We start from the raw sequence: 23,396 nt of genomic DNA, 5'->3' as shown, positions 1-23,396 counted from the left end.
ACGGTGGAAAAAAATCGTAGTTCTTTCGAATCAGGGCAGCGGTTCGCCGGCACCGGTGCGCTCGGTGATCAGGCGATAGTGTTCTGGCCGGCGGTGCTTCGCGAAATTGAATACGTGCCGACGGAAGTGCTCGCCCAGCGTCATGTCCGCCCGCACGCTGATCACTTCGTCGTCTTCGGTCAGTGCGCGCGCCACGATCTCGCCGGTGGGCGCAACGATGACCGAGTTGCCGATCATGTGGTGCCCGTCCTCGCTGCCGCACTTGGCCGCCGCCGCCACCCAGATGCCGTTCTGGTAGGCATTGGCTTGCAGCGAGATCAGGTGGGTGGAGGTCCGCAGGTGCGCCGGTTCGTTCCAGTGGATGTTCCGCGAGGGCGTGTTGTAGCCCAGCACCACCACTTCGGCGCTCTGCAGCGCCATCACGCGATAGGTTTCCGGCCAGCGGCGATCGTTGCAGATGCACATGCCGAACCGGGTGTCCTGCGTGTCGAACACGCGAAAGCCCAGGTCGCCCACTTCGAAGTACTTCTTTTCCAGATGCTGGAACGGTGCCTCGGGCTTGAGGTCGCTATGGCCTGGCAGATGGATCTTCCGGTACTTGCCGACGATGGCGCCGTCCGGCGCGACAAGGATCGACGTGTTGAAGGCGCGCTGGTCCGGTGTCAGTTCCGCATAGCCAAGGTAGAAGCCCATGCCGAGCTTCCTGGCCTCGTCGAAGAGTGGCTGCGTCGCCGGGCCGGGCATGCTGCGCTCGAAGAAACGTTCTTGCGCTTCGGTCTCCTCCATCCAGTAGCGGGGGAAGAAGGTGGTCAATGCCAGTTCCGGAAACACGACGAACGTCGCGCCGCGGCCGCGGGCGTCGCGCAGCATTTCCACGAGTCGGCGGACCACGGCGGCGCGGGTGTCGGCCAGGTGGACGGGGCCCATCTGTGCAACGGCCAGGCCAAGGGAACGCTTGGTGTCCATGTCGGCTTCAAGGAGAGTGGGAGAGGGTTGCCGGGACGGGCCGTCTTGCGGGGCCGCCGGCATGCAAACCATTATCCGAACGCGGAACGGGCGCGTCGAATGACGGTTTGTGCGTCAGCCTTAATCGCGGTTTAAGGCATTGCCTCGTGTTGGTGCCGCATGCGGGCGGCGCACGGCGCCGGTGCGGCTTGCACCATTCCGTGACGACGGGGTACAGGGCAGGGCAATGCGCCCAGGCGAGTGCCTTAGCCGGGGTCGGGGAGCGACAGGCCGTGCAGCGTCATGACCCCACGTATCACCCGGATGAGCGCTTCGGCAACTGGCGACAGCGATTCGGCGTGCGGGTACACCAGATCCGCGACGATGGGCGCCGCCTGTTCCACCGGCAGCATGCGGAAGCGCGCGCCGGGCCAACCGCGCAGCAGGAACTCGTCCACCAGCGCGATGCCGGCACCCGCATGCACCAGCGCGCAGGCCGTATGAGGCAAGCCGGCTTCGATCTCGATGCGTGGGGTCTCGCCTATCTCCGCGTACAGGTTGTCGATCCGCTGGCCGAAAGGGGTGTCGTGCGGATACGCGATCAACGGATAGGGCAGAAGATCGGCGACACTCACCGACGAGCGCGCCGCCAGCGGGTGCGAGGGCGGGCAGATGCATACCAGCCGGCTCGCCGCCAGGGGCGAGGTGCGCAAACTGGGATGCTCCATCGGCAATGTGGAAATGCCCAGGTCGATCTGCCGGCCCAGCAACTGCTCCTTGAGCCGGGCGTGGGTCATGCAATGGAAATGGATGCGAACTTCCGGATTGCCGATGTGGAACTCGGCGATGGCCTGGGGCACCAGCATCTGCCCGACACTCGGGCTGGAGCCGATGCTGATCAGGCCGTGCCGGCGCTCGGCCAGTTCATGGACGAGATCGCCGATGCGTTCCACGCCCCGGTAGACGAGCTGCACCTCATGGTAGAGCCGCCGCGCTTCCGCGGTGGGATGCAGGCGGCCCTTGACCCGTTCAAAGAGCGGAAAGCCGAGCCGGCTCTCGGTGTACGACAGCATGCGGCTGACCGCCGGCACCGAGACATGCAGCAGCCGCGATGCGTCGCTGACGGACCCGGTGCTCATCACCGCGCGAAAGACCTCGATCTGCCGCAGGTTCATCGCCTGGCACCCGCCGCCGGGAGCAAGCCGGCGGGGAAAACCGCCTGAGTGAAAATCACGTTCATCGCCATGTCGGGCTTTGTCTGGACATTGTTCTCGACCCGGTCAGCCACGTCCATGCTGAACCGGCATGCGCCATGCCGACGAGCATCATACCGGCAACCCGCCGGCCTGCCCGGCCGCGCCGCCCTCACCCGACAGCGCCGCCACGACCGAGCGCGGACGGCGCCGGCGCGCGCCTGGAGGACATCGTTCTCCTGAACGCCCGCCCCGAAATCATGACCGGCCCCAACAACATGGCGGCCGCCCGCGTGGGCGGCGTGACCATCAACTTCGCATGCGCGCCGGATAACCTTCAGGCGCGCCCGCCGCCAACGCGGAACACCGCCACCGCCGCCGACAGCCTGTGCGCCTGCTCTTCCAGCGAGCCGGCCGCGGCGGCGGCCTGTTCGACCAGCGCGGCGTTCTGCTGCGTCACTTCGTCCATCTGCGCGACGGCGATGTTGACCTGATCGATGCCGCTGCTCTGCTCGGCGGAGGCGGCGGCGATCTCGTTCATGATGTCGCTGACACGGGTGATGGCGCCGACGATCTCGGTCATGGTCGAGCCGGAGCGCTCGACCAGTTGCGCGCCGGCTTCGACGCGCGTGGTGGAGGCGCCGATCAGGCCCTTGATTTCCTTGGCCGCGCCGGCGCTGCGCTGCGCCAGCGAGCGGACTTCGCCGGCGACCACCGCGAAGCCGCGGCCCTGCTCGCCGGCGCGGGCGGCTTCGACCGCGGCGTTGAGGGCGAGGATGTTGGTCTGGAAGGCGATGCTTTCGATCACGCCGACGATGTCGCCGATCTGGCGCGAGTGCGTCACGATGTCCTGCATGGTGCCGACCACCTGCTGCGTGAGTTCGCCGCCCTGCGCGGCCAGCCCGGAGGCGCCGTGCGCGAGCTGGCTGGCCTGGCGGGCGTTCTCGGCGGTCTGCTTCACGGTGGAGGTGAGCTCTTCCATGCTGGCGGCGGTCTGTTCGAGCGACGCGGCCTGTTCCTCGGTGCGCTGGGACAGGTCGGTGTTGCCCGCGGAGATCTCGCGCACGCCGACGTTGATCGACTCGCTGCCGCTGCGCACGGTGCCGACCGTGTCGATCAGCGATGCCTGCATCTTCTGCAGCGCCGCGCCGAGCTTGCCCATTTCGTTGTCGCTGGTGACGGCCACGCGCCCGGTCAGGTCGCCGGCGGCGATGCGCTGGAACTGCGCGATGGCGGCGTCGACCGGATCGACGATGGCGCGCATCAGCGCCGCGCGCCCGGCCCACGCCAGCAGCAGCGAGACGGCCAGGCCGGCGGCGACCGCGATGCTGACCGCCTTGAAGCGGCTCTGCGCCTGTTCATAGCGTTGCGCGCCGCGGTCGAGCTGGAGCTTTTCCAGCGCCAGCATGGATTTCTCGAAGGCGCCGTAGAGCGGCGGCAGCTTGTGAGCCTGCAGTTGCAGGAAGGCCTGCCGGTCGCCGCCCTTGAGCGCGGCCAGCGCCGGCTCCACGCCTTCGGCGAGGAACTTCGCGCGCTTTTCCTGCATGTCCTTGATCAGGCGCTGCTCTTCCTCGCCGCTGCCGGCCGAGGCGAGGTAGTGCGCCTGGCGCTCGTCGGCCGCCTTCAGGTACTGGCCGGACCGCGCGAGCACGGCGCTGGCGCCTTCCTGGTTGTTCAGCTCGGTGAGCGAGGCGTAGGTCGCCAGTGCCAGGCGCAGGCGCAGCAACTGGCCGGCGCTGCCTTCGAGGTCGGCCACGGCGGGCGTGTCAACGGTGTACATCTGCTTGAGCGATTCGTTGCCGGCGTGCATGGACAGCAGTCCCGCCGCGGCCCCGACCATCAGGGCAAAGCCGAACAGGGCGACCATGAGGCTGAGATAGCCCCGGATGGACAGTTGCTTCAACATTGTCTTCCTCTCCTTGGATACAGCGTTCTTGTGTCCGCTGCCGCGCGGCACAAGGACCGCGGCACGGAAAACGCCTCTGATTGCGGGGGGCGCTATTTCGGTCTACGGCTGTGGAGGAGGAAAACTGAAGCGGCTTCGGGCAGGTGGCTGCAGGCGCGCGGGTGGCCGGATGTCACGCCAGGATGCGCAGGCGGCACACGGCGGTCTCTTCCTGTCCCGGCGCGAGCCAGCGCAGCCCGGTGCCGTGGTGGATGGCATTGGGCAGGCCGAGCCACGGTTCCACGCAGTAGAAGTCGGCGTCGGCGTGCTCCGACCAGGTGGTGACGGCGAACCACGGCGCGGCTGCTGGCGCGTCCGGCGCGTCCAGTTCGATCGCCAGCCGGCGGCCACGCGGGGCCGCCGCGTTGGGCGGCATGGCAAGGATGCAGGCGCGCGGCGCGGCGTGCGGCGCGGTGTGCGATTCACGCAGCACGTGGAAGGTGTCCTGCAGGCGCGCATCGTCGAGCGAGTAGGATGCGGCGCCGGCACCGAGGGCGTCCAGCGCGCCGTCGGCGCGCTGGCGCATCAGGTCGGCGTCGGGCATCTCCAGCACGGCCGCGCCGCGCGCTTCATGCGCGAGCGCGAAATAGAAATGGTGGCCGGCGTAGTACGGCAGCGGCTGCGTGCCGGTATTGCGCGTGCGCAGCGTGGCTTCGAGTCCGTCCTCGAGCAGGCGGTAGCCGGCTTCGAACGCGAATTCGAACGGGTAGCCCGCGCGCGTGGCGTCGCTGGCGCGCAGCGTCATCGCGATGTGGCTGCCGGCGTCGTACTGCGTGAGCGCGAATGGCAGGTCGCGCGCGAAGCCGTGGCTGGGCAGGGCGCGCACCGCGCCGTTCGCGTCGCGCCAGGCGCCCGGTGCGCCGTCGACGAAATGCCGGGCGATGAAGGGAAACAGCAGCGGATTGCCGCCGCGCACGCGCGCCGGCTGGGACCAGTCGGCCGGGTCGGGCCAATGCAGGATGTCTTCGCCGCGATGCACCCAGCGCACCAGGCGCGCGCCGGCCCGCTGGGCCAGCAGCAGATAGTTGTCGTGGCCGCCGACGCGGACCAGGTCCTGGCCCTGGAACTGCGTGAAGGAGGGAGCGGGGGAAGAGGTGGCGGGGGCTTGCATGTGGCGCGGGGTCTCGGGCAACGGTGAGGCGGGCGGGGGCGGAAGCGGCGATGCATGGCAATCATAACCGCAGCACCGCGCCGGTGCCGCGGCGCGGGCGGTGTGCGCGCCGGGCGCCCAGCGCGGGTGCATGCGTTGGGTGTGCCACGGCGCGCGGCGCGCCGGCGGCGCCGGGCGCTTCACATTTGTCCGCGTGGCGGCGCGCCTTGCGCGCCGTGGCCCGCTGGCGCGGATGTTGCGTTGCATCGCAGCGCATTTCCCCACCAGCGAAAGGAGCTTGTCATGGCCGAGTCCAACAGCAAGTCCAGCAGCGAACCCGCCGGCGCGCCCGCCGCGGATCTTCCCCCCATGCAGTTTTCCCACGTGCGCCCGCACGACACGGCGTTCGTCGACCAGGGCCTGCGCGACTTCTTCCTCTACCGCGACCTGGGCGTGGCCGAGGCCACCGGCGGCAAGGTGCTGGCGCAGCTGGTCAAGGCCAACCAGCCGCCCGAGCAGGGCACCGGCTGGCACCGGCACGAGGCCGAGTTCCACGTGGTGCTGATGCTCAAGGGCTGGGCGCGTTTCATGTATGAGGACAAGGAGACGCTGGTCGCCGCTGGCGACTGCGTGCACCAGCGCCCCGGCATCACGCATTACCTGTTCGACTATTCGCCCGACATGGAATACCTGGAGATCGTCGGGCCGGCCGATTTCGCCACGGTCGAGGTCGAGGGGCCGTGCGCGGTGCCGGCGGTGACGCCGTGGCCGGCCGACCGCGACGCGGCCTGACCGCCCGATTGCCTGGCCGCCGCGGCAGCCCCGGAGAAAAATCCCGGGGCCACCGCCGCGCGGTCCCGCCTACGAAGTCATGTGCACGGTGTTGCGCACGATCGGATAGACCTGCGCGTCCCAGCGCTTGCCGTTGAACACGCCGTAGTGGCCGACGCCGGTCTGCACGTGGTGCATGCGCATGTAGGGGCGCAGGCTTGCGCACAGGTCCTGCGCGGCCATGGTCTGGCCGATCGCGCAGATGTCGTCGCGCTCGCCTTCCACCGTGAGCAGCGCGGTGCGCCGGATCGCGCGCGCGTCCACGCGGCGCCCGGCCACGTCGAGCAGGCCCTGCGCCAGCAGGAAGCGCTGGAACACCATGCTGACCGTCTCCAGGTAGAACTCGGCGCTGAGGTCCATCGTGGCGAAGTATTCCTCGTAGAAGGTCTGGATGGCGTCGGCGCGCTGGTGCTCGCCGTTGGCGCGCAGGTCGTAGAGGTCGCGGAAGGCCTGCTGATGGCGCTCGCTGTTCATGCTCATGAAGGCGGTCAGTTGCACGAAGCCCGGATAGACGTGCCGCATGGCGCCGGCGAAGCGCAGCGGCACGTGGCTGGTGAGCGTGCGCTCGAACCACTCGATGGACTGGCTGGTGGCGAGCTCGTTGACCTTGGTCGGGTTGATGCGCGCGTCGATCGGGCCGGCCATCAGGATCAGGCTGGGCGGCTGGGCCGGGTCGTCGTCCTCCGCCATCAGCGCGACGGCGGCGAGCGCGGCCACGGTGGGCTGGCACACCGCCATCAGGTGCGTGCCGCCGCCGAGCACGTGCAGGAAGTCGATCAGGTGCTGGACGAATTCGTCGAAGCCGAAGCGGCCGTGCATGAGGGAGATGTCGCGCGGGTTGTGCCAGTCGGTGATGTACACGTCGTGGTCGCGCAGCATGGTCTGCACGGTGCCGCGCAGCAGCGTGGCGAAGTGGCCCGACATCGGCGCGACCAGCAGCACGCGCGGCTGCTGACCGGCGCCGTGCTTGCGAAAGCGCAGCAGCGTGCAGAACGGCGTGCGCGCCGCCACTTCTTCCGTCACCTGCATCGGCGTGCCGTCGACGGTGATGCTGTCGATGCCGAAGGCCGGGCGGTGATGGGTGAGCCGGCTCAGCGCCAGCACCTCGCACGCGGCGCGCGTGGCGCGCATGGGCTCGCATGCGGCCAGGCGCGGGTTGGCGGCCATTGCCACCGCCATCATGTCGGCCACGCTGCAGGCTGGCTGCATGAGGTCCGCATAAGTCTGGTACACCTGATACAGCATGGCCGCCCCCCTTTTATGCGTTGGCTTCATACGCCGCAATATGTGTGCCACGGCGTTCTGTTGGCATGAGGCTTGCGGGCCTGCCATCGTGGGGAGACGGGCGACCGGTTCTGGTTCGAATGCGGCGCCAGCGCCGCGTGCGGCAAGTGGCACGAAGGGTTGCCGCGCCGGCGCGGCTTCATGCTGGTGCCGCAAGCCGCACCGCGCCGGTGCGGACCATCTGCCGCTTGTCCGCGGCGCGTTTTCCCGCGCCGCGCCGGCCGCGATGCCACGCCCGCCATGTAGTACAACATCATGGTAGGAGCCGCGGCATGCGGCACATAGCACGACATGACAGCGGGAAAACCCGCGGCGGGAATGATGTGAGCGGCGGGGAACGCAGCGAAAGAAGCAGCGAAAGAAGCAGCGGCGGCATGCCGGGCATCGTTCGCGCCGCGAGCGCGTCGCCGGCCCGCCGTTCCAACGACTCATCGAGATGGCAAGGAGACGTGATGGCGAAGACGACACTGACCATCAGCAGCAAGACTTATTCGTCGTGGTCCCTGCGCGGGTGGCTGCTGGCGCGTTTTGCGGGACTCGACTTCGAGGAAGTGCTGGTGCCGCCCGACGACGCCGCGGCGCGCGCGGAGATCCTGCTGTTGTCGCCGTCCATCCTCGTGCCGCGCCTGTTCCACCAGGGCGTGACGGTGTGGGACACGCTCGCCATCGGCGAGTATCTCAACGAGATCAGCCCCAAGGCCGGCCTGCTGCCCGACGACCGCGCCGCGCGCGCGCATTGCCGCGCCATCTGCGGCGAGATGCACTCCGGCTTCGCCGCCCTGCGCGCGGCGCTGCCGATGAACCTGAAGGGGCATTTCCCCGGCTTCAAGGTGTGGTCGCGCGCGCAGGCGGACATCGACCGCATCGTGCAGATCTGGAGCGAATGCCTGACCCGCTACGGCGGCCCGTTCCTGTTCGGCCAGCGCAGCATGGCCGACGCGATGTACGCGCCGGTGGTGACGCGCTTCCTGACCTACGGCGTGGAGCTCGACCCGCAGCCGGTGGCGTACTGCAAGCAGATCCTCGCCATGCCCGAGCTGCAGGAATGGATCGCCGAGGCGCGCAAGGAGCCGGACGAGATCAGCGAGCTCGAAGTGGAATTCTGAGCGCGCCGCGGCGCGCCCAGGAGCGAAGACGAAGCGAAAACGCAGGGGACCGGGCGCGGCGGGCGCTGCCGCAGCCGGTCCCCTTCGCGCTTCCTGCGCGCGGCGTTCGGCGCGCTCCCCGTCAGGCCGCCGCGGATGCGCCGGCGCGCGCGGCCAGGAAGCCCACGGCGTAGGCGAAGTACCAGTCGAGCGTGTCCGGGTTCATCATGGCGTCGCGGTTGGCGATCTGGTCCGGCGCGTGGCCCAGCAGCAGCTTCTTGACCGGCACTTCCATCTTCTTGCCCGACAGCGTGCGCGGCACGCCCGGCACCTGCAGGATCTCGTTCGGCACGTGGCGCGACGACAGCGCGGCGCGGATGCGCGCGCGCATGGCCTCGCGCAGCGGCTCGTCCAGCGCCAGCCCTTCGCGCAGCACCACGAACAGCGGCATGTAGGACTCGCGGCCCAGGTATTCGAGGTCCACCACCATGCTGTCGAGCACTTCCGGCAGGTCTTCCACCACGCGGTACAGCTCGCTGGTGCCCATGCGGATGCCGTGGCGGTTGATGGTGGCGTCCGAGCGGCCGTAGATGATGGCGCCGCCGTGCGCGGTGATCTTGATCCAGTCGCCGTGGCGCCACACGCCGGGGTAGGTGTCGAAATAGCTGTCGCGGTAGCGCCTGCCGTCGGCGTCGCCCCACAGGAACAGCGGCATCGACGGCATCGGCGCGGTGCAGACCAGCTCGCCGACCGCGCCGGTCAGCGCGCGGCCGGCGTCGTCGAACGCTTCCACGCGCGCGCCGAGGCAGCGGCATTGCATCTCGCCGGAGTAGACCGGCAGGATTGGGCAGCCGGCCACGAAGGAGCCGGCGAAATCGGTGCCGCCGCTCATCGGCGCGAGCCAGATGTCGGCGCGCACGTGGCGGTAGATCCAGTCGTAGGCTTCGGCCGGCAGCGGCGAGCCGGTCGAGCCGAGCGCGCGCAGGCGCGACAGGTCCGCCACGCGCGCGGGCTCGATGCCGGCCTTCATGCAGGCGGTGAAGAAGGCCGCGCCCGCGCCGAAGGCGGTGATGCCGGCGGCCTCCACGAAGCGCCACAGCACGCCGGCATCCGGGTAGGCCGGGTTGCCGTCGTAGAGCGCGATGGTGGTGCCGAGCAGCAGCCCGGCCACCTGCGCGTTCCACATGATCCAGCCGCTGCTGCTGTACCAGTGGAACACGTCGTCCGGGCCCAGGTCGTTGTGGAAGGCCATGAGCTTGACCTGCTCGACGACGATGCCGCCGTGGCCGTGCACGATGGGCTTGGGCATGCCGGTGGTTCCCGAGGAATAGACGATCCACAGCGGGTGGTCGAACGGCACCGGCTCGATGGCCAGCGCCGCGCGGTGCGCCAGCACGTCCCGCCACGCGTGGCGGCGCACGCCCGGCGGCAGGGGCGGGGCGGCAGCGTCCGCGTGGCCGGACGGCACCAGCACCACGTCGGTCAGCGAGGGCAGGGCGGCGGCGAGGTCGGCCAGCACCGGCGTGCGGTCGTGGTGCCTGCCGCCGTACTGGTAGCCGTCCACGGCAACCAGCACCTTGGGCTCGATCTGGCGGAAGCGGTCGATCACCGCGACCTGGCCCATGTCCGGCGCGCAGCCCGACCAGATCGCGCCGAGGCTGGCGGTGGCGAGGAAAGCCACCACGGTGGCCGGGATGTTGGGCAGGTAGCCGGCCACGCGGTCGCCGCGCGCCACGCCCATCTGCCGCAGCGCGTGGGCCAGCGAGGCGACCTGCGCTTCGAGCGCGTCCCAGCTCAGCTCGCTCACGCCGACCGCCTCGCCGGCGAAGCGGATGGCCGCGCGCCGGCGCGCGGCGCCGCTGCCGGCGTGGCGGAACACTTGCTGCACATAGTTCAGGCTGGCGCCTTCGAACCAGCGCGCGCCGGGCATGGCGGGATCGGCCAGCACACGCGCCGGTTCGGTGTCGAAGCGCAGGTCGAAATACGCGCGGATGGCGTCCCAGAAGGCTTCCAGGTCGGTTACCGACCATTGCCACAGGGCGCCGTAGCCGTCGAAGGCGAGGCCGCGCTCGCGCGCCAGCCAGCGCATGAAATCGGCGATGCGGCTGCCGTCGCGGAACGCCGGCGACGGCGTCCACATCAGTTTCCCTTCCTCAAGGGTGGTCATGTGTCTCCTCCTCGGTTCCGTCTGGCGCGGACGTGCGGATGGCCTGGTTTTCATGTTGCCGCGCGGCAGCGTGGCCGCCGCGTGCGGCTTGGCGTGATCTTATTACATAGCGCGGCCTAGGCGCTGGCGCGCTGCGCGAACAGCGAGTCCCACAAGCCGTCGACGCGCGCCTTCACGGCGTCGTCCATGCGGATCGGGCGGCCCCATTCGCGCGTGGTCTCGCCGGGCCACTTGTCGGTGGCGTCGATGCCCATCTTGGAGCCCAGGCCCGAGACCGGCGAGGCGAAGTCCAGGTAGTCGATGGGCGTGTTGTCCACCAGCACGGTATCGCGCGACGGGTCCACGCGCGTGGTGATGGCCCAGATCACTTCCTTCCAGTCGCGCACGTCGACGTCGTCGTCTACCACCACGATGAACTTGGTGTACATGAACTGCCGCAGGAAGCTCCACACGCCGAACATCACGCGCTTGGCGTGGCCGGCGTACTGCTTCTTCATGCGCACCACCGCCATGCGGTAGCTGCAGCCCTCGGGCGGCAGGTAGAAGTCGGTGATCTCGGGGAACTGCTTCTGCAGCAGCGGCACGAACACCTCGTTGAGCGCCACGCCGAGGATGGCCGGCTCGTCGGGCGGCTTGCCGGTATAGGTGGAGTGGTAGATCGGGTCGCGCCGCATGGTGATGCGGTCGATGGTGAAGACCGGGAACCAGTCCTGCTCGTTGTAATAGCCGGTGTGGTCGCCGTAGGGGCCTTCCAGCGCGTGCTGGTAGCCGCTCGGGTGGCCGGGGTCGGGCTGGATATGGCCTTCGAGCACGATCTCGGCCGAGGCCGGCACGCTCAGCTCGGACAGCGTGGGCGTGAGGCAGCCGGCCAGTGCGGTGCGGCTGCCGCGCAGCAGGCCGGCGAACTGGTATTCGGACAGCGTGTCCGGCACCGGCGTCACGGCGCCGAGGATGGTGGCCGGGTCGGCGCCCAGCGCCACGGCGATCGGGAACGGCTTGCCCGGGCTGGCCAGCGCGTGCTCGCGGAAATCCAGCGCGCCGCCGCGATGCGCGAGCCAGCGCATGATGACCTGGTTGCGGCTGATGACCTGCTGGCGATAGATGCCCAGGTTCTGGCGCTTCTTGTGCGGGCCCTTGGTGACCACCAGCCCCCAGGTGATCAGCGGCGCGGCGTCCTCCGGCCAGCAGGTCTGGATCGGCAGGCGCGCGAGATCGACGTCGTTGCCTTCCCACACCACTTCCTGGCAGGCGGGGCTGTTCACGCGCTTGGGCGCCATGTCCCACACCGACTTGGCCAGCGTGAACAGCTTGCCCGCTTCGCGCAGGCCGCGCGGCGGCTCGGGCTCCTTGAGCGCGGACAGCACGCGGCCGATGTCGCGCAGGTCGGCCAGGCTTTCGGCGCCCATGCCCAGCGCAACCCTGCGTGTCGTGCCGAACAGATTGGCCAGCACGGGCACGCTATAAGTCTGTCCAGGACGCTGCGGATCGCTCGGTCTTTCGAACACGACGGCGGGTCCTTCCGCCCGCAACAGCCTGTCGCAGATCTCGGTCATTTCGAGGTTGGGCGACACCGGCACGCCGATCCGCTTCAGTTCGCCGAGGCCTTCAAGCTGGCCGATGAAATCGCGCAAGTCGTTGTATTTCATAGTGAATTCTGTTGGTGCCTGGACGCGGCAAAATGCCCGCGCCGGCAATGAATGCGGATCTTCGTGCACATCCGCATGGCGTGGCGAAAAAAAATCGCCCTGATTTACATCATCAAATTGTAAATTTTTTTCCCGCGCCGGCGCTGGGGGAGACTGCTCCGATGCTTTACCAGTACTGACTTTCGCCGAATTCGGGGGAGGCGGAAGCGGCGTAAAGGACATTGTTACATATAACTACAGGCTATGACTTTTGACATCGTTATTCTTGACGATGTATAAAAGCGTTCCTACAATCCGGTTCTGCTCGTTGGAGTGTTGCGTCGCAGCACATTTTTTTCCTCCCTGTCAAGGGGCTGGCAAAAAAACATCCATCTCTGATCACTAAGCGGATTCGCCTGAGCAAGGGCGGGTCCCGATCGATTGTCCCGGCGCTGGCCGGGTGCATTGAGTAGTTCGCGGCAGGGCAGGCTCCCCCAAGAGCCTACCCTGTTTCTCGTTGGGCGCATGGGGAGCGCCCACCAACAGGTGCTGGCAGCCTTTGCTAGGCAGTGCAGCATCCTTACTTGAGTACGCGGTCATCGGCGTGAGGCGTTTCGGCGCGGCACGATGCGAACGGCGGATGGAGGTAAGTATGAGTGGTTGGAAAACCCTTCATCTTCCCGGTGTCGGACGGGCATTGCAGGTCCGCTTCAGACAACCGGTTCCCGGGGTGAGTCGGGCATTGCAAGTCCGTCTCGCACACCGGGTGGCGGGCCGCGCCTTCCGGGGCGGCCGCGCCACAGTGAAATATGCCCTGAACAGTCTCGGGGTGGTGTCGGTGGTCGCGGCGGTCTCGCTGGCGGTCAGCCAGGAATGGCGCACGGCCCTGGCCGGCGCGCTGGCCGGGGACGAAGCGCCGGCGGTGCTCATGGAAGCCGCGGTGCCCGCCGCCTCGGCCGACGTGGCCGCGGCCAAGCTCGGTCTGGCGCCGGCTCCGGTGCTGGCCAAGGCGCCGGGCCTGCCGACGGTGTCCGGCACCGACGACTGGAACCAGCCGGCCGGCAAGGTGCCCTCCGTGGCCCACCTGGCCGCGCAGATTCCGGCGCAGCGCGTGGCGCTCGACGCCCGCAACCCGACCACGCTCGGCAGCGCGCGCGAGCAGGCCGTGGTGGCGGACTACATTGCCCGCAAATACCGCGTGGCGGCGCAGGCCACCGCGCAACTGGTGAAGGCCGCGTACCTGACCGGGCGCGAGGTCGGCATCGATCCGCTGCTGATCCTGGGCGTGATCGCCATCGAGTCCAGCTTCAACCCGTACGCCGAGAGCGGCGTCGGCGCGCAGGGCCTGATGCAGGTCATGACCAAGGTCCACCAGGACAAGTACGAGGCCGTGGGCGGCGTGGCAGCCGCGCTCAACCCGTATGCCAACATCAAGATCGGCGCGCTGGTGCTCAAGGACTGCATCGCCCGCGCCGGCTCGCTCGAAGGCGGCCTGAAGTTCTACGTGGGCGCGTCCAGCAACACCGACGGCGGCTACGGCGCCAAGGTGCTGGCCGAGCGGGCCCGCCTGCGCCAGCTTCCGGGCGTGCACAGCGCACCGGAGCCGGTCGCGGCCAAGCCCGAGGCGGAGGCCGACGCCAATGCCAAGTCGCAGGCCCAGGCCGTGCATCACCAGGGCAACGGCGACAAGCTGGAAGCGGCCGGCAACGTGCCGAAGAGCGCCTGATCGTCCGAGCGCCCGAGGCCGCGTGCCGCGCGGCTTGCCGCGCAACAGGGAAAAGCACCCCCGAGGGGCTGGCCGTCAGCAAAAGGCGTTGAAAGCCCCAGGAGGATCGAGAAGTCAAAAAAGCCCCGCGAAGCTGCCTTCGCGGGGCTTTTCTTGTATTGCCGATCCGTCTTGCCCGCGAGGCTGGTCCGAGAGGCCGGCCAGTTGCTGCTGTGTGATTTCCCGCAGTTTCCGCGCGAGGATCAGGTGCTGCCCCAGGCGCTCCGGAGAGGCCCCCTGGGGGCGCGGGTGCTTTCTGCTTGCCGCGCTGCCGGGCTCAGGCGAAGAACTTCCGCAGCCGTGCCATCGCTTCTTCGATGTTCGCCATCGAGGTCGCGTAGGAGATGCGGATGTAATCGCTGGCCGTGTACGGGCCGAAGTCCTGGCCCGGCACCATGACCACGCCGGCCTCGTGCAGCATGGCCTGGGTCAGGCTGTCGGAATCGCCGGCGGCGCGATGGTTGACGCCGCGGCAGTCGGCATACACGTAGAAGGCGCCGTCCGGCTTGACCGGCACGTGCAGGCCGAGCGACTCCAGCGCCGGCACGATGGCGTCGCGGCGGCGGCGGAACTCCGCCTTGCGCTCGTCGTAGATGGCCAGCGCCTCGGGCGTGAAGCAGGCCAGCGCGGCATGCTGGGCCACCGCCGAGGCGCAGATGAACAGGTTCTGCGCGACCTTCTCGAACGCGTCCACCAGCGCGTCGGGCACCACCAGCCAGCCCAGGCGCCATCCCGTCATGTTGAAGTACTTGGAGAAGCTGTTGACCGTGACCACGTCGTCGTCCAGGCTCAGCGTCGACACCGGCGGCGCGTCGTACGACAGGCCCTGGTAGATCTCGTCGACGATGGCGAAGCCGCGGCGCGCGCGCACGGCGGCGAGGATGCGCGCGAGCTCGTCCGGCAGGATCGAGGTGCCGGTCGGGTTCGAGGGCGACGCCAGCAGCACGCCGCGGGTGTGCGCGTGCCAGTTGGCCTCGACCTGCTCGGCGGTGAGCTGGAAGCGCTCGGCCGGGCCGCTCGGGATCATCTTCGCGCGGCCGTCGAAGGCCGCCACGAAATGGCGGTTGCACGGATAGCTGGGGTCCGGCATCAGCACCTCGGCACCGATCTCCACCAGCACCGCGCAGGCCAGCAGCAGCGCGCCCGAGGCGCCGGCGGTGACGATCACGCGGCGCGCCGGCACGTCGATCCCGTAGGCGCTCTTGTAGTGGGCGGCAATGGCCTCGCGCAGCGGCATGATGCCGAGCGCGCCGGTGTACTGGGTGACGCCGCGGCGCATGGCCGCCTCCGCCGCCCTGACCACGGGCTCGGCCGCGGTGAAGTCGGGCTCGCCGATGCCCATGTGGATGATGTGGCGCCCGGCCCGCTCCAGTTCGGCGGCCTGCTTGGCCAGTTCCATCACGTGGAAGGCGTCGATGTGGGCGAGGCGGGAGGCGGTGGCGAGGCGCTGCGGGTTCATGGCGGGTAGCGGAGTAAGGGGATGAAGCCTGGGGGAATGAAGCCTGGCCGGCCCGTTGGTCGGTCGGGGCCGCCGGCGAAAGTGAAAACACCCGCCTGGAGCGGGTGTCGTCGTGGCAGGGGCGCCGCGCGGGCGGCGCCGGCTGCCGGGCTCAGCGTCGCGCGGCCAGTTCGGGCGCGCGCACCTGGGCGGCCAGCTTGTCCAGCACGCCGTTGACGTATTTGTAGCCTTCCACGCCGCCGAAGGTCTTGGTCAGTTCCACGGCTTCGTTGATGACGACCTTGTACGGGATGTCGATGCAGTGCACCAGCTCGTAGCTGCCGATCAGCAGCGCGGCGCGCTCGACCGGCGACAGCTCGTCCACCGGGCGGTCCAGGAACGGCGCGAACACGCCGGTCAGCGTGCTTTCCTCGCGGATCGCGCCGTTGAGCAGCGCGTCGAAGTGCTCGCGGTCGGCCTTGTTGAAGCCCTGCGCGTCATGCAGGTGGGCCTGGATGGCGCCGGTGTCGTTGCGGTTCAGCAGCCACTGGTACAGGCCCTGCAGCGCGAGCTCGCGCGAGCGGCGGCGCGCGCTCTTGGGCGCCGCCTTGGGCTCGGACTTGCCTGCCGGGGCCGCGGGCTTGCCGGCCGGGTTGCTGCTCTCGGGCGCGTCACTCATCGTCGTCCTCGTCTTCGTCCTCTTCCTGGCTGCGCAGCGAATCCAGCGCCGCGACCAGGTTGGCCATTTCCACCGCGGCGCGGGCGCAGTCGCGGCCCTTCTCGCGGGTGCGGGCATGCGCCTGGGCGTCGGTGTCGACGGTCAGGATGCCGTTGGCGATGGGCACGTTGAAGTCCAGGCCCACGCGGGTAATGCCGGCGCCCGATTCGTTCGAAACCAGCTCGAAGTGGTAGGTCTCGCCGCGCACCACGGCGCCGAGCGCGATCAGCGCGTCGAACTGGCCGCTTTCGGCCATCTTCTGCAGCGCCAGCGGCACTTCCAGCGCGCCGGGCACCGTCACCACGAGGGTGTCTTCGCCTTCGATGCCCAGCTTTTCCAGCTCGGCGACGCAGGCTTCGCGCAGCTCGTCGCAGACCGGCTCGTTGAAGCGGGCCTGCACGATGCCGATACGCAGGCCTTCGCCTTCGAGGTTGCTGGGGTAGAAACCGTGATCCATCTGTATTCTCCTGGGTTCGGTTCGCGGCCGGCGCGATCGGGAAAGGCGCGGCCGCCGGTATGCGGTGTTCGGGGTCGGTGTATCAGTCTGCCTGGCCGCGCATGGGCTGGTAGCCGGTCACTTCCAGGTCGTAGCCGGTCATGCTCGGCATCTTCAGCGGCGAAGCCAGCACGCGCATCTTGCCCACGCCGACATCCTTGAGGATCTGCGCGCCGGTGCCGTAGGTGCGCAGGTCCGGCTTGTGGCGCGAGCGGTCCTGCGGCGCGTCGAGCGCCGAGAACTGCGCGAACAGCTGCGTCGAGCAGTCGCCGCAGTTCAGCAGCACCATCACGCCGTGCTCGGCCTCGGCGATGGCCTCGAGCGCGGCGGGCACGCTCCACGAATGCGTGGTGCGCGACACTTCCAGCAGGTCCAGCGTGGACAGCGGCTCGTGCACGCGCACCAGCGTCTCGCGGTCCGGGCGCGGCGTGCCCTTGACCAGCGCCAGGTGGGCGCGGCCGCTCGGCTTGTCGCGGTAGATGATGCTGTGGAAGGTGCCGTAGGGCGTCTGCATGCTGCGCTCGCCGGCGCGCTCGATGATGCTCTCGGTGCGGCTGCGGTAGTGGATCAGGTCGGCAATGGTGCCGATCTTGATGTCGTGCTCGCGCGCGAACTCGATCAGGTCGGGCAGGCGCGCCATCGTGCCGTCGTCCTTCATGATCTCGCAGATCACGGCGGCCGGGGTCAGGCCGGCCAGCGTGCCCAGGTCGCAGCCGGCCTCGGTGTGGCCGGCGCGGATCAGCACGCCGCCGGGCTGCGCCGTGAGCGGGAAGATGTGGCCGGGCTGGACCAGGTCGGCCGGGCGGGCGTCCCTGGCGACCGCGGCCTGCACGGTGCGCGCGCGGTCCGCCGCGGAGATGCCGGTGGTCACGCCCTCGGCCGCCTCGATCGACACCGTGAAGTTAGTGCCGTGCACCGTGCCGTTGCGGCTGACCATCGGCTGCAGGTCCAGCTGGCGGCAGCGCTCGGCGGTCAGCGTCAGGCAGATCAGGCCGCGCCCGTACTTCGCCATGAAGTTGATGGCTTCCGGGGTGACGAAATCGGCTGCCAGGACCAGATCGCCTTCGTTCTCGCGGTCTTCCTCATCGACCAGGATGACCATGCGGCCGGCACGGATTTCGGCAATGATGTCTTCGGTACGGGCGATTGTCATGAGGTACGGGCTGCGGCAGGCTGAGGTTGGGGCGGAGTGCGGAGCGCTCTTGGTATTCGGGGCGGGGAAGGCCGGCGTCGTCCGGCCGGCGCCGCCCGGACCGGACCGGACCCGGCTGGCCCCGGGGCGGGCCCGGAACTGGCGCGCGCAAGGAAAACCGGCTGGCCGCGGCGGCGGTCTGGCCCGATATTGTACGTCAAGCGCGCCCCTCGGGGCGCGCGGTGGCGATTTCCGGCCGCCGCCGGCCGGCGGGCAGGCTCAGGCGCCTTGCGCGGCCGGCACGCCGGCATGCATGCCCAGCAGCGCCTTCGCCCGTTGCCAGACGATCTCGGCCTGGAAGGCGACCATGACGGCGATCAGCACCATTACCTGCCCGAAGCCGCTGCTGTGGGCCACCGCCGTGCCGGCCATGTAGGCGGCCGCGCCGAGCGCGAACTTCACCAGCACCAGGCCCAGGAACAGCGCGATCGTCAGCTTCGTGCCCTGCGCGTAGACGGCCCCGTTCTCGACCGACAGCGTGGTCAGGCGTCCGCGCACGTAGCCGACCGCCGCGCTCATCGCCAGCCCGCCCAGCAGCAGGGTCCAGGCCAGCGGCGACGCCGGCGCATGGATGCCGCCGGCCACGAAGCCGACGATGGCGTAGATGGCGGCAAGCTTGAAGCGCGACTTGCCGTCCACCTCGCTGCGCACGGTCTGGCGATAGACCGCATAGCAGCACAGCGCGGCGATCAGCAGGATTTGGTGGGTCGTCATGATCTCTTCCTCGTGGTTGTCTGTGCGGGAGCCGGTGCGCGCCCGCGATGGAAACCATCGTAGAAAGGGAAAATGAGCCGAAAATGATGGCGCCTCTCCCGCGGCGGGGAGGGCGCCGGCGGATGCCTACGCCGCGTCCTTGGGCGCGCTCATCATGCGCTCCACGTACCGCGCGATCAGGTCGATCTCCAGGTTCACGCGCGCGCCGGCCTGCAGGTCCTGCAGCGTGGTGACTTCGATGGTGTGCGGGATCAGGTTGATCGAGAAGGTGCAGTCCTGCGCGTCGTCGCTGACCTTGTTGACCGTCAGCGAGACGCCGTTGACCACCACCGAGCCCTTGTAGGCCAGGTAGCGGCCCAGCTCGCGCGAGGCGCGGATGCGCAGCTCGTGGGATTCGCCCACCGGGGCGAAGTGGGTGACTTCGCCGAGGCCGTCGACGTGGCCGGACACCAGGTGGCCGCCGAGGCGGTCGGCCAGGCGCAGCGCCTTTTCCAGGTTGACGCGGCCCGGACGGTCCAGGCCGGCGGTCTTGCCGAGCGATTCGCGCGACACATCGACGTCGAAGGTGTCGCCTTCGAGCGCGATCACCGTCATGCAGGCGCCCTGGATGGCGATGCTGTCGCCGAGGGCGACGTCGGACAGGTCCAGCCCGGTGGCGCGCACCCGCAGGCGCACCCCGGCGGTTTCGCCGGCGGCCAGCGGGGACACGGTTTCGATGCGGCCGACGGCCGCGACAATGCCAGTAAACATGGTCGGTGGAAGAGTGGAAGAGGCGATGGGGAAAACATGCATGCTAGCAGGTGCGCGGCGGTTTCGTTGTCGCCGTTTCCCGTTTCCCGTTTCCCGTTCGTCGCCCCCGCCCGCCGCCATGCGCGCCGCCGGCGGCGCGCCCCGCTCCCGCGCCTGCTGTTATGCGTGGTCGATGCGCCGGGCGAGCAGGCGCAGGTCTTCGCCGACCATGCGCACGTCGTGCCAGCGGAAGGCGGCCGCGTCCTGCAGGCGCGCCAGCGGCGGCAGGTTGAACATGCCCTGCGCGTCGCCGAGCAGCTTGGGCGCGAGGTAGACCAGCAGCTCGTCGACGCAATGCTCGCGGATCAGCGAGCCGTTGAGCTTGAAGCCGGCCTCCACGTGCAGCTCGTTGATGCCGCGCCGGCCCAGTTCCTCCAGCATGCGGCGCAGCTCCACCTTGCCGTGCGGGTTGGGCAGCACCACCACTTCGGCGCCGCGCGCTTCCAGCGCGCGCCGGCGGGCGGCGTCGTCGAAGGCGCAGAACACCAGCACCGGCTTGGCGAAGTCGCCCGTGTCGGGGATCAGCAGGCGCGCGTCCAGCGGGATCTCCAGGCGCGAATCCACCACCACGCGCTGCGGCTGGCGCGGCGTCTCGACCGCGCGCACGTTCAGTTGCGGGTTGTCGTCGCGCACCGTGCCGATGCCGGTGAGGATGGCGCTGGCGCGCGCGCGCCAGGCATGGCCGTCGTCGCGCGCGGCCTGTCCGGTGATCCACTGGCTGGTGCCGTCGTGCAGCGCGGTGCCGCCGTCGAGCGAGGCCGCCACCTTGACGCGCACCCACGGCAGGCCGCGCGTCATGCGCGAGACGAAGCCGATATTGAGTTCGCGCGCCTCTTTCTCCAGCAGGCCGCAGCGCACGTCGATGCCCGCCTCGCGCAGGCGCTGCAGGCCGCGCCCGGATACCGCGGGGTTCGGGTCTTCCATCGCCGCGACCACGCAGGCGATGCCGGCGCGCACCAGCGCATCGGCGCACGGCGGCGTGCGGCCGAAATGGCTGCACGGCTCGAGCGTGACGTAGGCGGTCGCGCCCGCGGGATCGTGGCCATGCGCGGCGGCGTCCTTGAGCGCCTGGATTTCCGCGTGGTCCTGGCCGGCGGGCTGGGTGAAGCCCTGGCCGATGACCTTGCCGTCCTTCGACAGCACGCAGCCGACGCGCGGATTGGGCGTGGTGGTGTACATGCCTCGCGCGGCCAGCGCGAGAGCCTGTGCCATGGCTGCGTGATCGGTATCTGAGAACATGAGGCTAGGTGTGCTTTCTGGTCGCGCGCGCGGCGCGTTGGATGAGGGTCGGCAACGGGTGCCGACGGGTTCCGGTGTCATGGCGCTCCGGCCTGGAGCGGGCCGTCGCAGTCCGCGTCCCGCCCCGGCGTGCACATGCGGACACGGCCGTGCGCGCCGAGCTTCAGCAGCCGTTGTTCGCCGCGGCAGCTCACGGTGAAGGTGGCGGCGAGAAAACCGCCTTGCTCCGAACGAGAGTATCCCACAGCTGTCATGCGCAGCGCATGGCTGCCCGGCGCGGTGGAGCGCAGCCCGATGCGCAGGCAGGCGCCGTGCGTCTGCACCACGGCGAAGGCATCCCCGGCGGGCCCGTCCGCCGATGCCCGCGCCGACGCCAGGCTCAGGCGCCAGCCGCGGTCCAGCGCGAGGCTGTCCGGCAGCGGCGACAGGACCACGTCCTCGCGCCTGGCCACGGCCGTGGCGCGCGCCAGCGCGAGCGAGCCGGCCAGCCGGTCCGCCGCCAGTTCGACCTGCTGCCGGGCCAGCAGCCGCTGCCAGGACGGCCACGCCGCTGCCGCGAGGATGGCCAGCACGGCGAGGCAGGTGAGCAGTTCGGCCAGCGTGGCGCCGCGGTCTGTCCGGTTCGTCCGGTCTGCTCGGTGTACGCGGTACGGCGCCATTGTTCAGCAAGCCGGCGGCAGCGGCACCGGTTCGGTGGCGAAGGGCGGGTGCGCGAGCCATTCCCCGGTGCTGCGCAGGATCAGCGTCCCGCACGGCGCATCGGGCCGCTGCGGCACCGCGCGCAACTCGACGCAGCGCTCCAGCCCGGCGCCCGGGCACGCGCCGGCGCTGATCAGGTGGCGCGAGCGTACCGGCGGCGGCGGCACGGGGCGCGGCCACCGGCCGGCCACCAGCGCGCCGCCGGGTTCCGCCGCGAAGGTCATGGCGGCCAGCGCGTGGCGCTCCAGTTCCAGCATGCCGCCGATCAGCGCGCTGCGCGCCTCGGCGCGCCAGCCGCGCTCGACATGGCGGTGCCAGGCGGGAATGACCATTGCGGCAAGGATCGCGGCGATGGTTAGCGTGACCAGCAATTCGAGCAGCGTGAAGCCGCGTGGGCGTGGCCGGCGTGTCATGGGCGGTTCTCCGGGTACTGCCCGCCGTGGCGGGCGGTGGTGGAAAGCGGGCTTGGCGCGAGATCTCAAGGGACGCCCGCGCGGATCAGTTCCCGCCAGCGCAGGCGGCCGGTGCGGCGGCTGGCCACGGTGCCGTCGAGCGGCGTGGCGTGGCCGGCTTCGACCGACCAGAGCGTCAGCGCCACCGTCTCGCGCGCGGCGCGGCCCGGGCGCGGCGGTTCAGCGGCGGCGAGCGGCATGCGGGCGAGGGCGATGGTGGCGCCCGCGCCGGCGGCGTCCGGCCAGATCGGGGCGGCTTTGCCGGCGAACTTGCCGGCGGATGCCGGGGTTCCGTCCAGCGCCCGGACCAGGTAGCCGCGCTGGCGGCCATCCGGCGTGCGCGTGAGCAGCGCCACATGGCCCGGGTCGGCGGGAAGGAGCCGTTCGAGGCGCTCGCCGGGGTTGGCCAGCGGCAGGCGCCAGCCGGCCTCGTTCCCGTTTCCGGCATTGGCCGGGGCGGGGGGATCGGGCACGGCGACGACATGGTGGCCGCTGCCGTACACCACCAGATGGCCGCCCGCCGCGCTGAACACTTCCGGCGCGGCGGACATGGCCGGCGCGGTGGGTTGCCGGGCGGGCGTGCCGGGGCCGTGCAGGCAGCGGCCGTCCGCGCGCCACGGCGCCGGGCCGCGCAGGCCGAAGCGCCAGAGCCGGCCGGCGCCGTCCACTGCGTAGGCCGCCACGGCGAGGCCGGCCGCGTCGGACAGCACGGTCGCGGCGAGCAGGGTCGCGCCGGCCGTGCCGGCCCCGCAGCCGCCCGCGGGCAGGCGCAGGTGTTGCGCGGCGTACTTTCCGCGCCACGGCGCGTCGGCGGGTTTGTCGAGCGGCAGCAAGGCGAGCCCGCCCACGGCCAGCGGCACCAGCGCATGCCACCGCTGTCCGCCCGGCGCCGGCAGGGCCAGCGCGCGGACCGGCCCCGCGGGCGCGAGCGGCAGCGCGGGGGCGGCGGCGGTTTCCCACAGCGGCCCGGCCGGCGGCGCGGACGCGGCGTCCGTGATGTCGAGCGCGAACACGGCTGCCGGCGATGCGCCCGCCGCCACGCCGCAGAGCAGGACCGTGCGCCAGCGTCCCGGCTCGAGTTGCACGTCGGCCGCTTCGGGATATGGGCAGGGTGTGCTGGTGGATGTTGGCCGTGGCGCCTGCTCTTGCCGTCTTCGGGCGCCCGGCTCGCCGCCGGTGTGGCCTGCGGCAATCCCCGGCAGGTAAGCCAGCACTTCCTCTCCGCTGCCCGCGTCGAACGCATGCAGCAGGCCGGCCTGCGTGCCCAGCCAGACCAGCGGCGCGCGCGCGGCATGCCTCGCGGCGAAGCCGGCATGGCCGGGCCGGCCGGGCATCCACGCCGGCGGCGGCACGAGCACCGGCCTGGCGCCGGCCGCGCTGCGCGCGAGCGGCGCACGGCGCAGCGCGGCCAGGCGCGCCGCCACGGCATCGTCCGCGCTTGCGCGCGCCGTGAGCAGCCTGCGCGACGCCGGGTCGCGCAGCGCGAGCCGGGCGCCGGCTTCCCATGCGACGGCCGGCACGTGCCGGGCGCGCGGCGGCGCGGCGGCGGGCAGGGCATAGGCAAGCAGTTGACCGGTCCCCGGCTGCGGGCCGGGCCGTGCAATGTAAGTGAGTGCCTGCGGTGAGGCGGCGCCGGCACTGCCGCAGGCCAGCCCGGCGAGCAGTCCCGCAAGCGGCCTCATGAACGGTCTCGCAAGCAGAAGCGTTACAAGTAGCCTCACAAGCAGTC

At 70.3% G+C, this 23,396-nt stretch carries 20 protein-coding genes; 3 read left to right on the top strand and 17 right to left on the bottom strand.

What is annotated here, in order from left to right; translation table 11 throughout:
* Positions 1-30: 30 nt before the first annotated feature.
* The 4 genes from ACWTPI_RS15390 to ACWTPI_RS15375 all read right to left on the bottom strand — a co-directional run bounded on the left by ACWTPI_RS15390 (position 31) and on the right by ACWTPI_RS15375 (position 5,194).
* Positions 31-966: an N-carbamoyl-D-amino-acid hydrolase gene (locus ACWTPI_RS15390; protein WP_454732070.1), complete on the bottom strand. Its 936-nt coding sequence runs from the start codon at positions 964-966 to the stop codon at positions 31-33.
* Between the two features lie 245 nt (positions 967-1,211).
* Complete coding sequence (locus ACWTPI_RS15385; RefSeq protein ID WP_454732069.1) at positions 1,212-2,120, bottom strand: LysR family transcriptional regulator; 909 nt, start codon at positions 2,118-2,120, stop codon at positions 1,212-1,214.
* A gap of 355 nt (positions 2,121-2,475) precedes the next feature.
* A complete protein-coding gene (locus ACWTPI_RS15380; RefSeq protein WP_454732068.1) occupies positions 2,476-4,044 on the bottom strand; it encodes a methyl-accepting chemotaxis protein in 1,569 nt (522 codons plus the stop codon).
* Between the two features lie 172 nt (positions 4,045-4,216).
* Positions 4,217-5,194, bottom strand: a complete 978-nt coding sequence (locus ACWTPI_RS15375; protein ID WP_454732067.1) for an aldose epimerase family protein — start codon at positions 5,192-5,194, stop codon at positions 4,217-4,219.
* Positions 5,195-5,542: 348 nt separating this feature from the next.
* On the opposite strand from ACWTPI_RS15375, the gene ACWTPI_RS15370 reads away from it, so the two are divergent.
* A complete protein-coding gene (locus ACWTPI_RS15370) occupies positions 5,543-5,965 on the top strand; it encodes a cupin domain-containing protein (protein ID WP_029043863.1) in 423 nt (140 codons plus the stop codon).
* A gap of 69 nt (positions 5,966-6,034) precedes the next feature.
* Here ACWTPI_RS15370 and ACWTPI_RS15365 read toward each other — a convergent pair whose 3' ends face one another.
* Positions 6,035-7,249, bottom strand: a complete 1,215-nt coding sequence (locus tag ACWTPI_RS15365) for a polyhydroxyalkanoate depolymerase (RefSeq protein ID WP_020204243.1) — start codon at positions 7,247-7,249, stop codon at positions 6,035-6,037.
* Between the two features lie 491 nt (positions 7,250-7,740).
* Here ACWTPI_RS15365 and ACWTPI_RS15360 point away from each other — a divergent pair, with 491 nt between their 5' ends.
* Complete coding sequence (locus tag ACWTPI_RS15360) at positions 7,741-8,394, top strand: glutathione S-transferase family protein (protein WP_020204244.1); 654 nt, start codon at positions 7,741-7,743, stop codon at positions 8,392-8,394.
* A gap of 121 nt (positions 8,395-8,515) precedes the next feature.
* Here the strand turns inward: ACWTPI_RS15360 and ACWTPI_RS15355 are convergent, their stop codons facing one another.
* Positions 8,516-10,540 (bottom strand): acetoacetate--CoA ligase, encoded by a 2,025-nt coding sequence (locus ACWTPI_RS15355; protein WP_454732066.1) that lies wholly within the window; start codon positions 10,538-10,540, stop codon positions 8,516-8,518.
* Positions 10,541-10,656: 116 nt separating this feature from the next.
* The gene (gene ubiD / locus ACWTPI_RS15350; RefSeq protein ID WP_454732065.1) at positions 10,657-12,186 is read right to left on the bottom strand and encodes a 4-hydroxy-3-polyprenylbenzoate decarboxylase; all 1,530 of its coding nucleotides are present in this window, start codon (positions 12,184-12,186) and stop codon (positions 10,657-10,659) included.
* Positions 12,187-12,817: 631 nt separating this feature from the next.
* On the opposite strand from ubiD, the gene ACWTPI_RS15345 reads away from it, so the two are divergent.
* Complete coding sequence (locus ACWTPI_RS15345; RefSeq protein WP_029043865.1) at positions 12,818-13,891, top strand: lytic transglycosylase domain-containing protein; 1,074 nt, start codon at positions 12,818-12,820, stop codon at positions 13,889-13,891.
* Positions 13,892-14,207: 316 nt separating this feature from the next.
* Here ACWTPI_RS15345 and ACWTPI_RS15340 read toward each other — a convergent pair whose 3' ends face one another.
* From ACWTPI_RS15340 to ACWTPI_RS15295, 10 genes are all read right to left on the bottom strand, one after another.
* On the bottom strand, positions 14,208-15,389 hold the full coding sequence (locus tag ACWTPI_RS15340; protein ID WP_454732064.1) for a pyridoxal phosphate-dependent aminotransferase: 1,182 nt from the start codon (positions 15,387-15,389) through the stop codon (positions 14,208-14,210).
* A gap of 151 nt (positions 15,390-15,540) precedes the next feature.
* Positions 15,541-16,047, bottom strand: coding sequence for a transcription antitermination factor NusB (gene nusB, locus ACWTPI_RS15335; protein WP_020204249.1), 507 nt, complete (start codon positions 16,045-16,047; stop codon positions 15,541-15,543).
* Positions 16,040-16,543: a 6,7-dimethyl-8-ribityllumazine synthase gene (gene ribH / locus ACWTPI_RS15330; RefSeq protein ID WP_020204250.1), complete on the bottom strand. Its 504-nt coding sequence runs from the start codon at positions 16,541-16,543 to the stop codon at positions 16,040-16,042. The genes nusB and ribH overlap by 8 nt, the downstream gene beginning before the upstream one ends.
* 82 nt (positions 16,544-16,625) lie before the next feature.
* Positions 16,626-17,735, bottom strand: a complete 1,110-nt coding sequence (ribBA, locus tag ACWTPI_RS15325; RefSeq protein ID WP_020204251.1) for a bifunctional 3,4-dihydroxy-2-butanone-4-phosphate synthase/GTP cyclohydrolase II — start codon at positions 17,733-17,735, stop codon at positions 16,626-16,628.
* A 258-nt stretch (positions 17,736-17,993) separates the two neighbouring features.
* Complete coding sequence (locus ACWTPI_RS15320; protein WP_454732063.1) at positions 17,994-18,488, bottom strand: hypothetical protein; 495 nt, start codon at positions 18,486-18,488, stop codon at positions 17,994-17,996.
* Positions 18,489-18,614: 126 nt separating this feature from the next.
* Entirely contained in the window at positions 18,615-19,238 is a 624-nt protein-coding gene (locus ACWTPI_RS15315; protein WP_454732062.1) for a riboflavin synthase, read from the bottom strand.
* 159 nt (positions 19,239-19,397) lie between these two features.
* Complete coding sequence (gene ribD, locus ACWTPI_RS15310; RefSeq protein WP_029043866.1) at positions 19,398-20,516, bottom strand: bifunctional diaminohydroxyphosphoribosylaminopyrimidine deaminase/5-amino-6-(5-phosphoribosylamino)uracil reductase RibD; 1,119 nt, start codon at positions 20,514-20,516, stop codon at positions 19,398-19,400.
* 77 nt (positions 20,517-20,593) lie between these two features.
* The gene (locus ACWTPI_RS15305; protein WP_454732061.1) at positions 20,594-21,175 is read right to left on the bottom strand and encodes a GspH/FimT family pseudopilin; all 582 of its coding nucleotides are present in this window, start codon (positions 21,173-21,175) and stop codon (positions 20,594-20,596) included.
* Between the two features lie 3 nt (positions 21,176-21,178).
* The gene (locus tag ACWTPI_RS15300; RefSeq protein ID WP_454732060.1) at positions 21,179-21,628 is read right to left on the bottom strand and encodes a type IV pilin protein; all 450 of its coding nucleotides are present in this window, start codon (positions 21,626-21,628) and stop codon (positions 21,179-21,181) included.
* 65 nt (positions 21,629-21,693) lie between these two features.
* Positions 21,694-23,349 carry a pilus assembly protein PilY gene (locus tag ACWTPI_RS15295; RefSeq protein WP_454732059.1) on the bottom strand — a complete coding sequence of 552 codons (1,656 nt, stop codon included), beginning with the start codon at positions 23,347-23,349 and terminating at the stop codon, positions 21,694-21,696.
* Positions 23,350-23,396: the final 47 nt, after the last annotated feature.

The sequence above is a fragment of the Cupriavidus ulmosensis genome (assembly GCF_977008105.1).
Note: the sequence above shows the minus strand (reverse complement) of the source record. Positions and strands in the feature narration are given on the sequence as shown.

Bases quoted from the DNA above. Each gene is read 5' to 3' on its own strand.
- ACWTPI_RS15390 (WP_454732070.1), bottom strand. From the start codon at position 966: ATGGACACCAAGCGTTCCCTTGGCCTGGCCGTTGCACAGATGGGCCCC.
- ACWTPI_RS15385 (WP_454732069.1), bottom strand. From the start codon at position 2,120: ATGAACCTGCGGCAGATCGAGGTCTTTCGCGCGGTGATGAGCACCGGG.
- ACWTPI_RS15380 (WP_454732068.1), bottom strand. From the start codon at position 4,044: ATGTTGAAGCAACTGTCCATCCGGGGCTATCTCAGCCTCATGGTCGCC.
- ACWTPI_RS15375 (WP_454732067.1), bottom strand. From the start codon at position 5,194: ATGCAAGCCCCCGCCACCTCTTCCCCCGCTCCCTCCTTCACGCAGTTC.
- ACWTPI_RS15370 (WP_029043863.1), top strand. From the start codon at position 5,543: ATGCAGTTTTCCCACGTGCGCCCGCACGACACGGCGTTCGTCGACCAG.
- ACWTPI_RS15365 (WP_020204243.1), bottom strand. From the start codon at position 7,249: ATGCTGTATCAGGTGTACCAGACTTATGCGGACCTCATGCAGCCAGCC.
- ACWTPI_RS15360 (WP_020204244.1), top strand. From the start codon at position 7,741: ATGGCGAAGACGACACTGACCATCAGCAGCAAGACTTATTCGTCGTGG.
- ACWTPI_RS15355 (WP_454732066.1), bottom strand. From the start codon at position 10,540: ATGACCACCCTTGAGGAAGGGAAACTGATGTGGACGCCGTCGCCGGCG.
- ubiD (WP_454732065.1), bottom strand. From the start codon at position 12,186: ATGAAATACAACGACTTGCGCGATTTCATCGGCCAGCTTGAAGGCCTC.
- ACWTPI_RS15345 (WP_029043865.1), top strand. From the start codon at position 12,818: ATGAGTGGTTGGAAAACCCTTCATCTTCCCGGTGTCGGACGGGCATTG.
- ACWTPI_RS15340 (WP_454732064.1), bottom strand. From the start codon at position 15,389: ATGAACCCGCAGCGCCTCGCCACCGCCTCCCGCCTCGCCCACATCGAC.
- nusB (WP_020204249.1), bottom strand. From the start codon at position 16,047: ATGAGTGACGCGCCCGAGAGCAGCAACCCGGCCGGCAAGCCCGCGGCC.
- ribH (WP_020204250.1), bottom strand. From the start codon at position 16,543: ATGGATCACGGTTTCTACCCCAGCAACCTCGAAGGCGAAGGCCTGCGT.
- ribBA (WP_020204251.1), bottom strand. From the start codon at position 17,735: ATGACAATCGCCCGTACCGAAGACATCATTGCCGAAATCCGTGCCGGC.
- ACWTPI_RS15320 (WP_454732063.1), bottom strand. From the start codon at position 18,488: ATGACGACCCACCAAATCCTGCTGATCGCCGCGCTGTGCTGCTATGCG.
- ACWTPI_RS15315 (WP_454732062.1), bottom strand. From the start codon at position 19,238: ATGTTTACTGGCATTGTCGCGGCCGTCGGCCGCATCGAAACCGTGTCC.
- ribD (WP_029043866.1), bottom strand. From the start codon at position 20,516: ATGTTCTCAGATACCGATCACGCAGCCATGGCACAGGCTCTCGCGCTG.
- ACWTPI_RS15305 (WP_454732061.1), bottom strand. From the start codon at position 21,175: ATGGCGCCGTACCGCGTACACCGAGCAGACCGGACGAACCGGACAGAC.
- ACWTPI_RS15300 (WP_454732060.1), bottom strand. From the start codon at position 21,628: ATGACACGCCGGCCACGCCCACGCGGCTTCACGCTGCTCGAATTGCTG.
- ACWTPI_RS15295 (WP_454732059.1), bottom strand. From the start codon at position 23,349: ATGAGGCCGCTTGCGGGACTGCTCGCCGGGCTGGCCTGCGGCAGTGCC.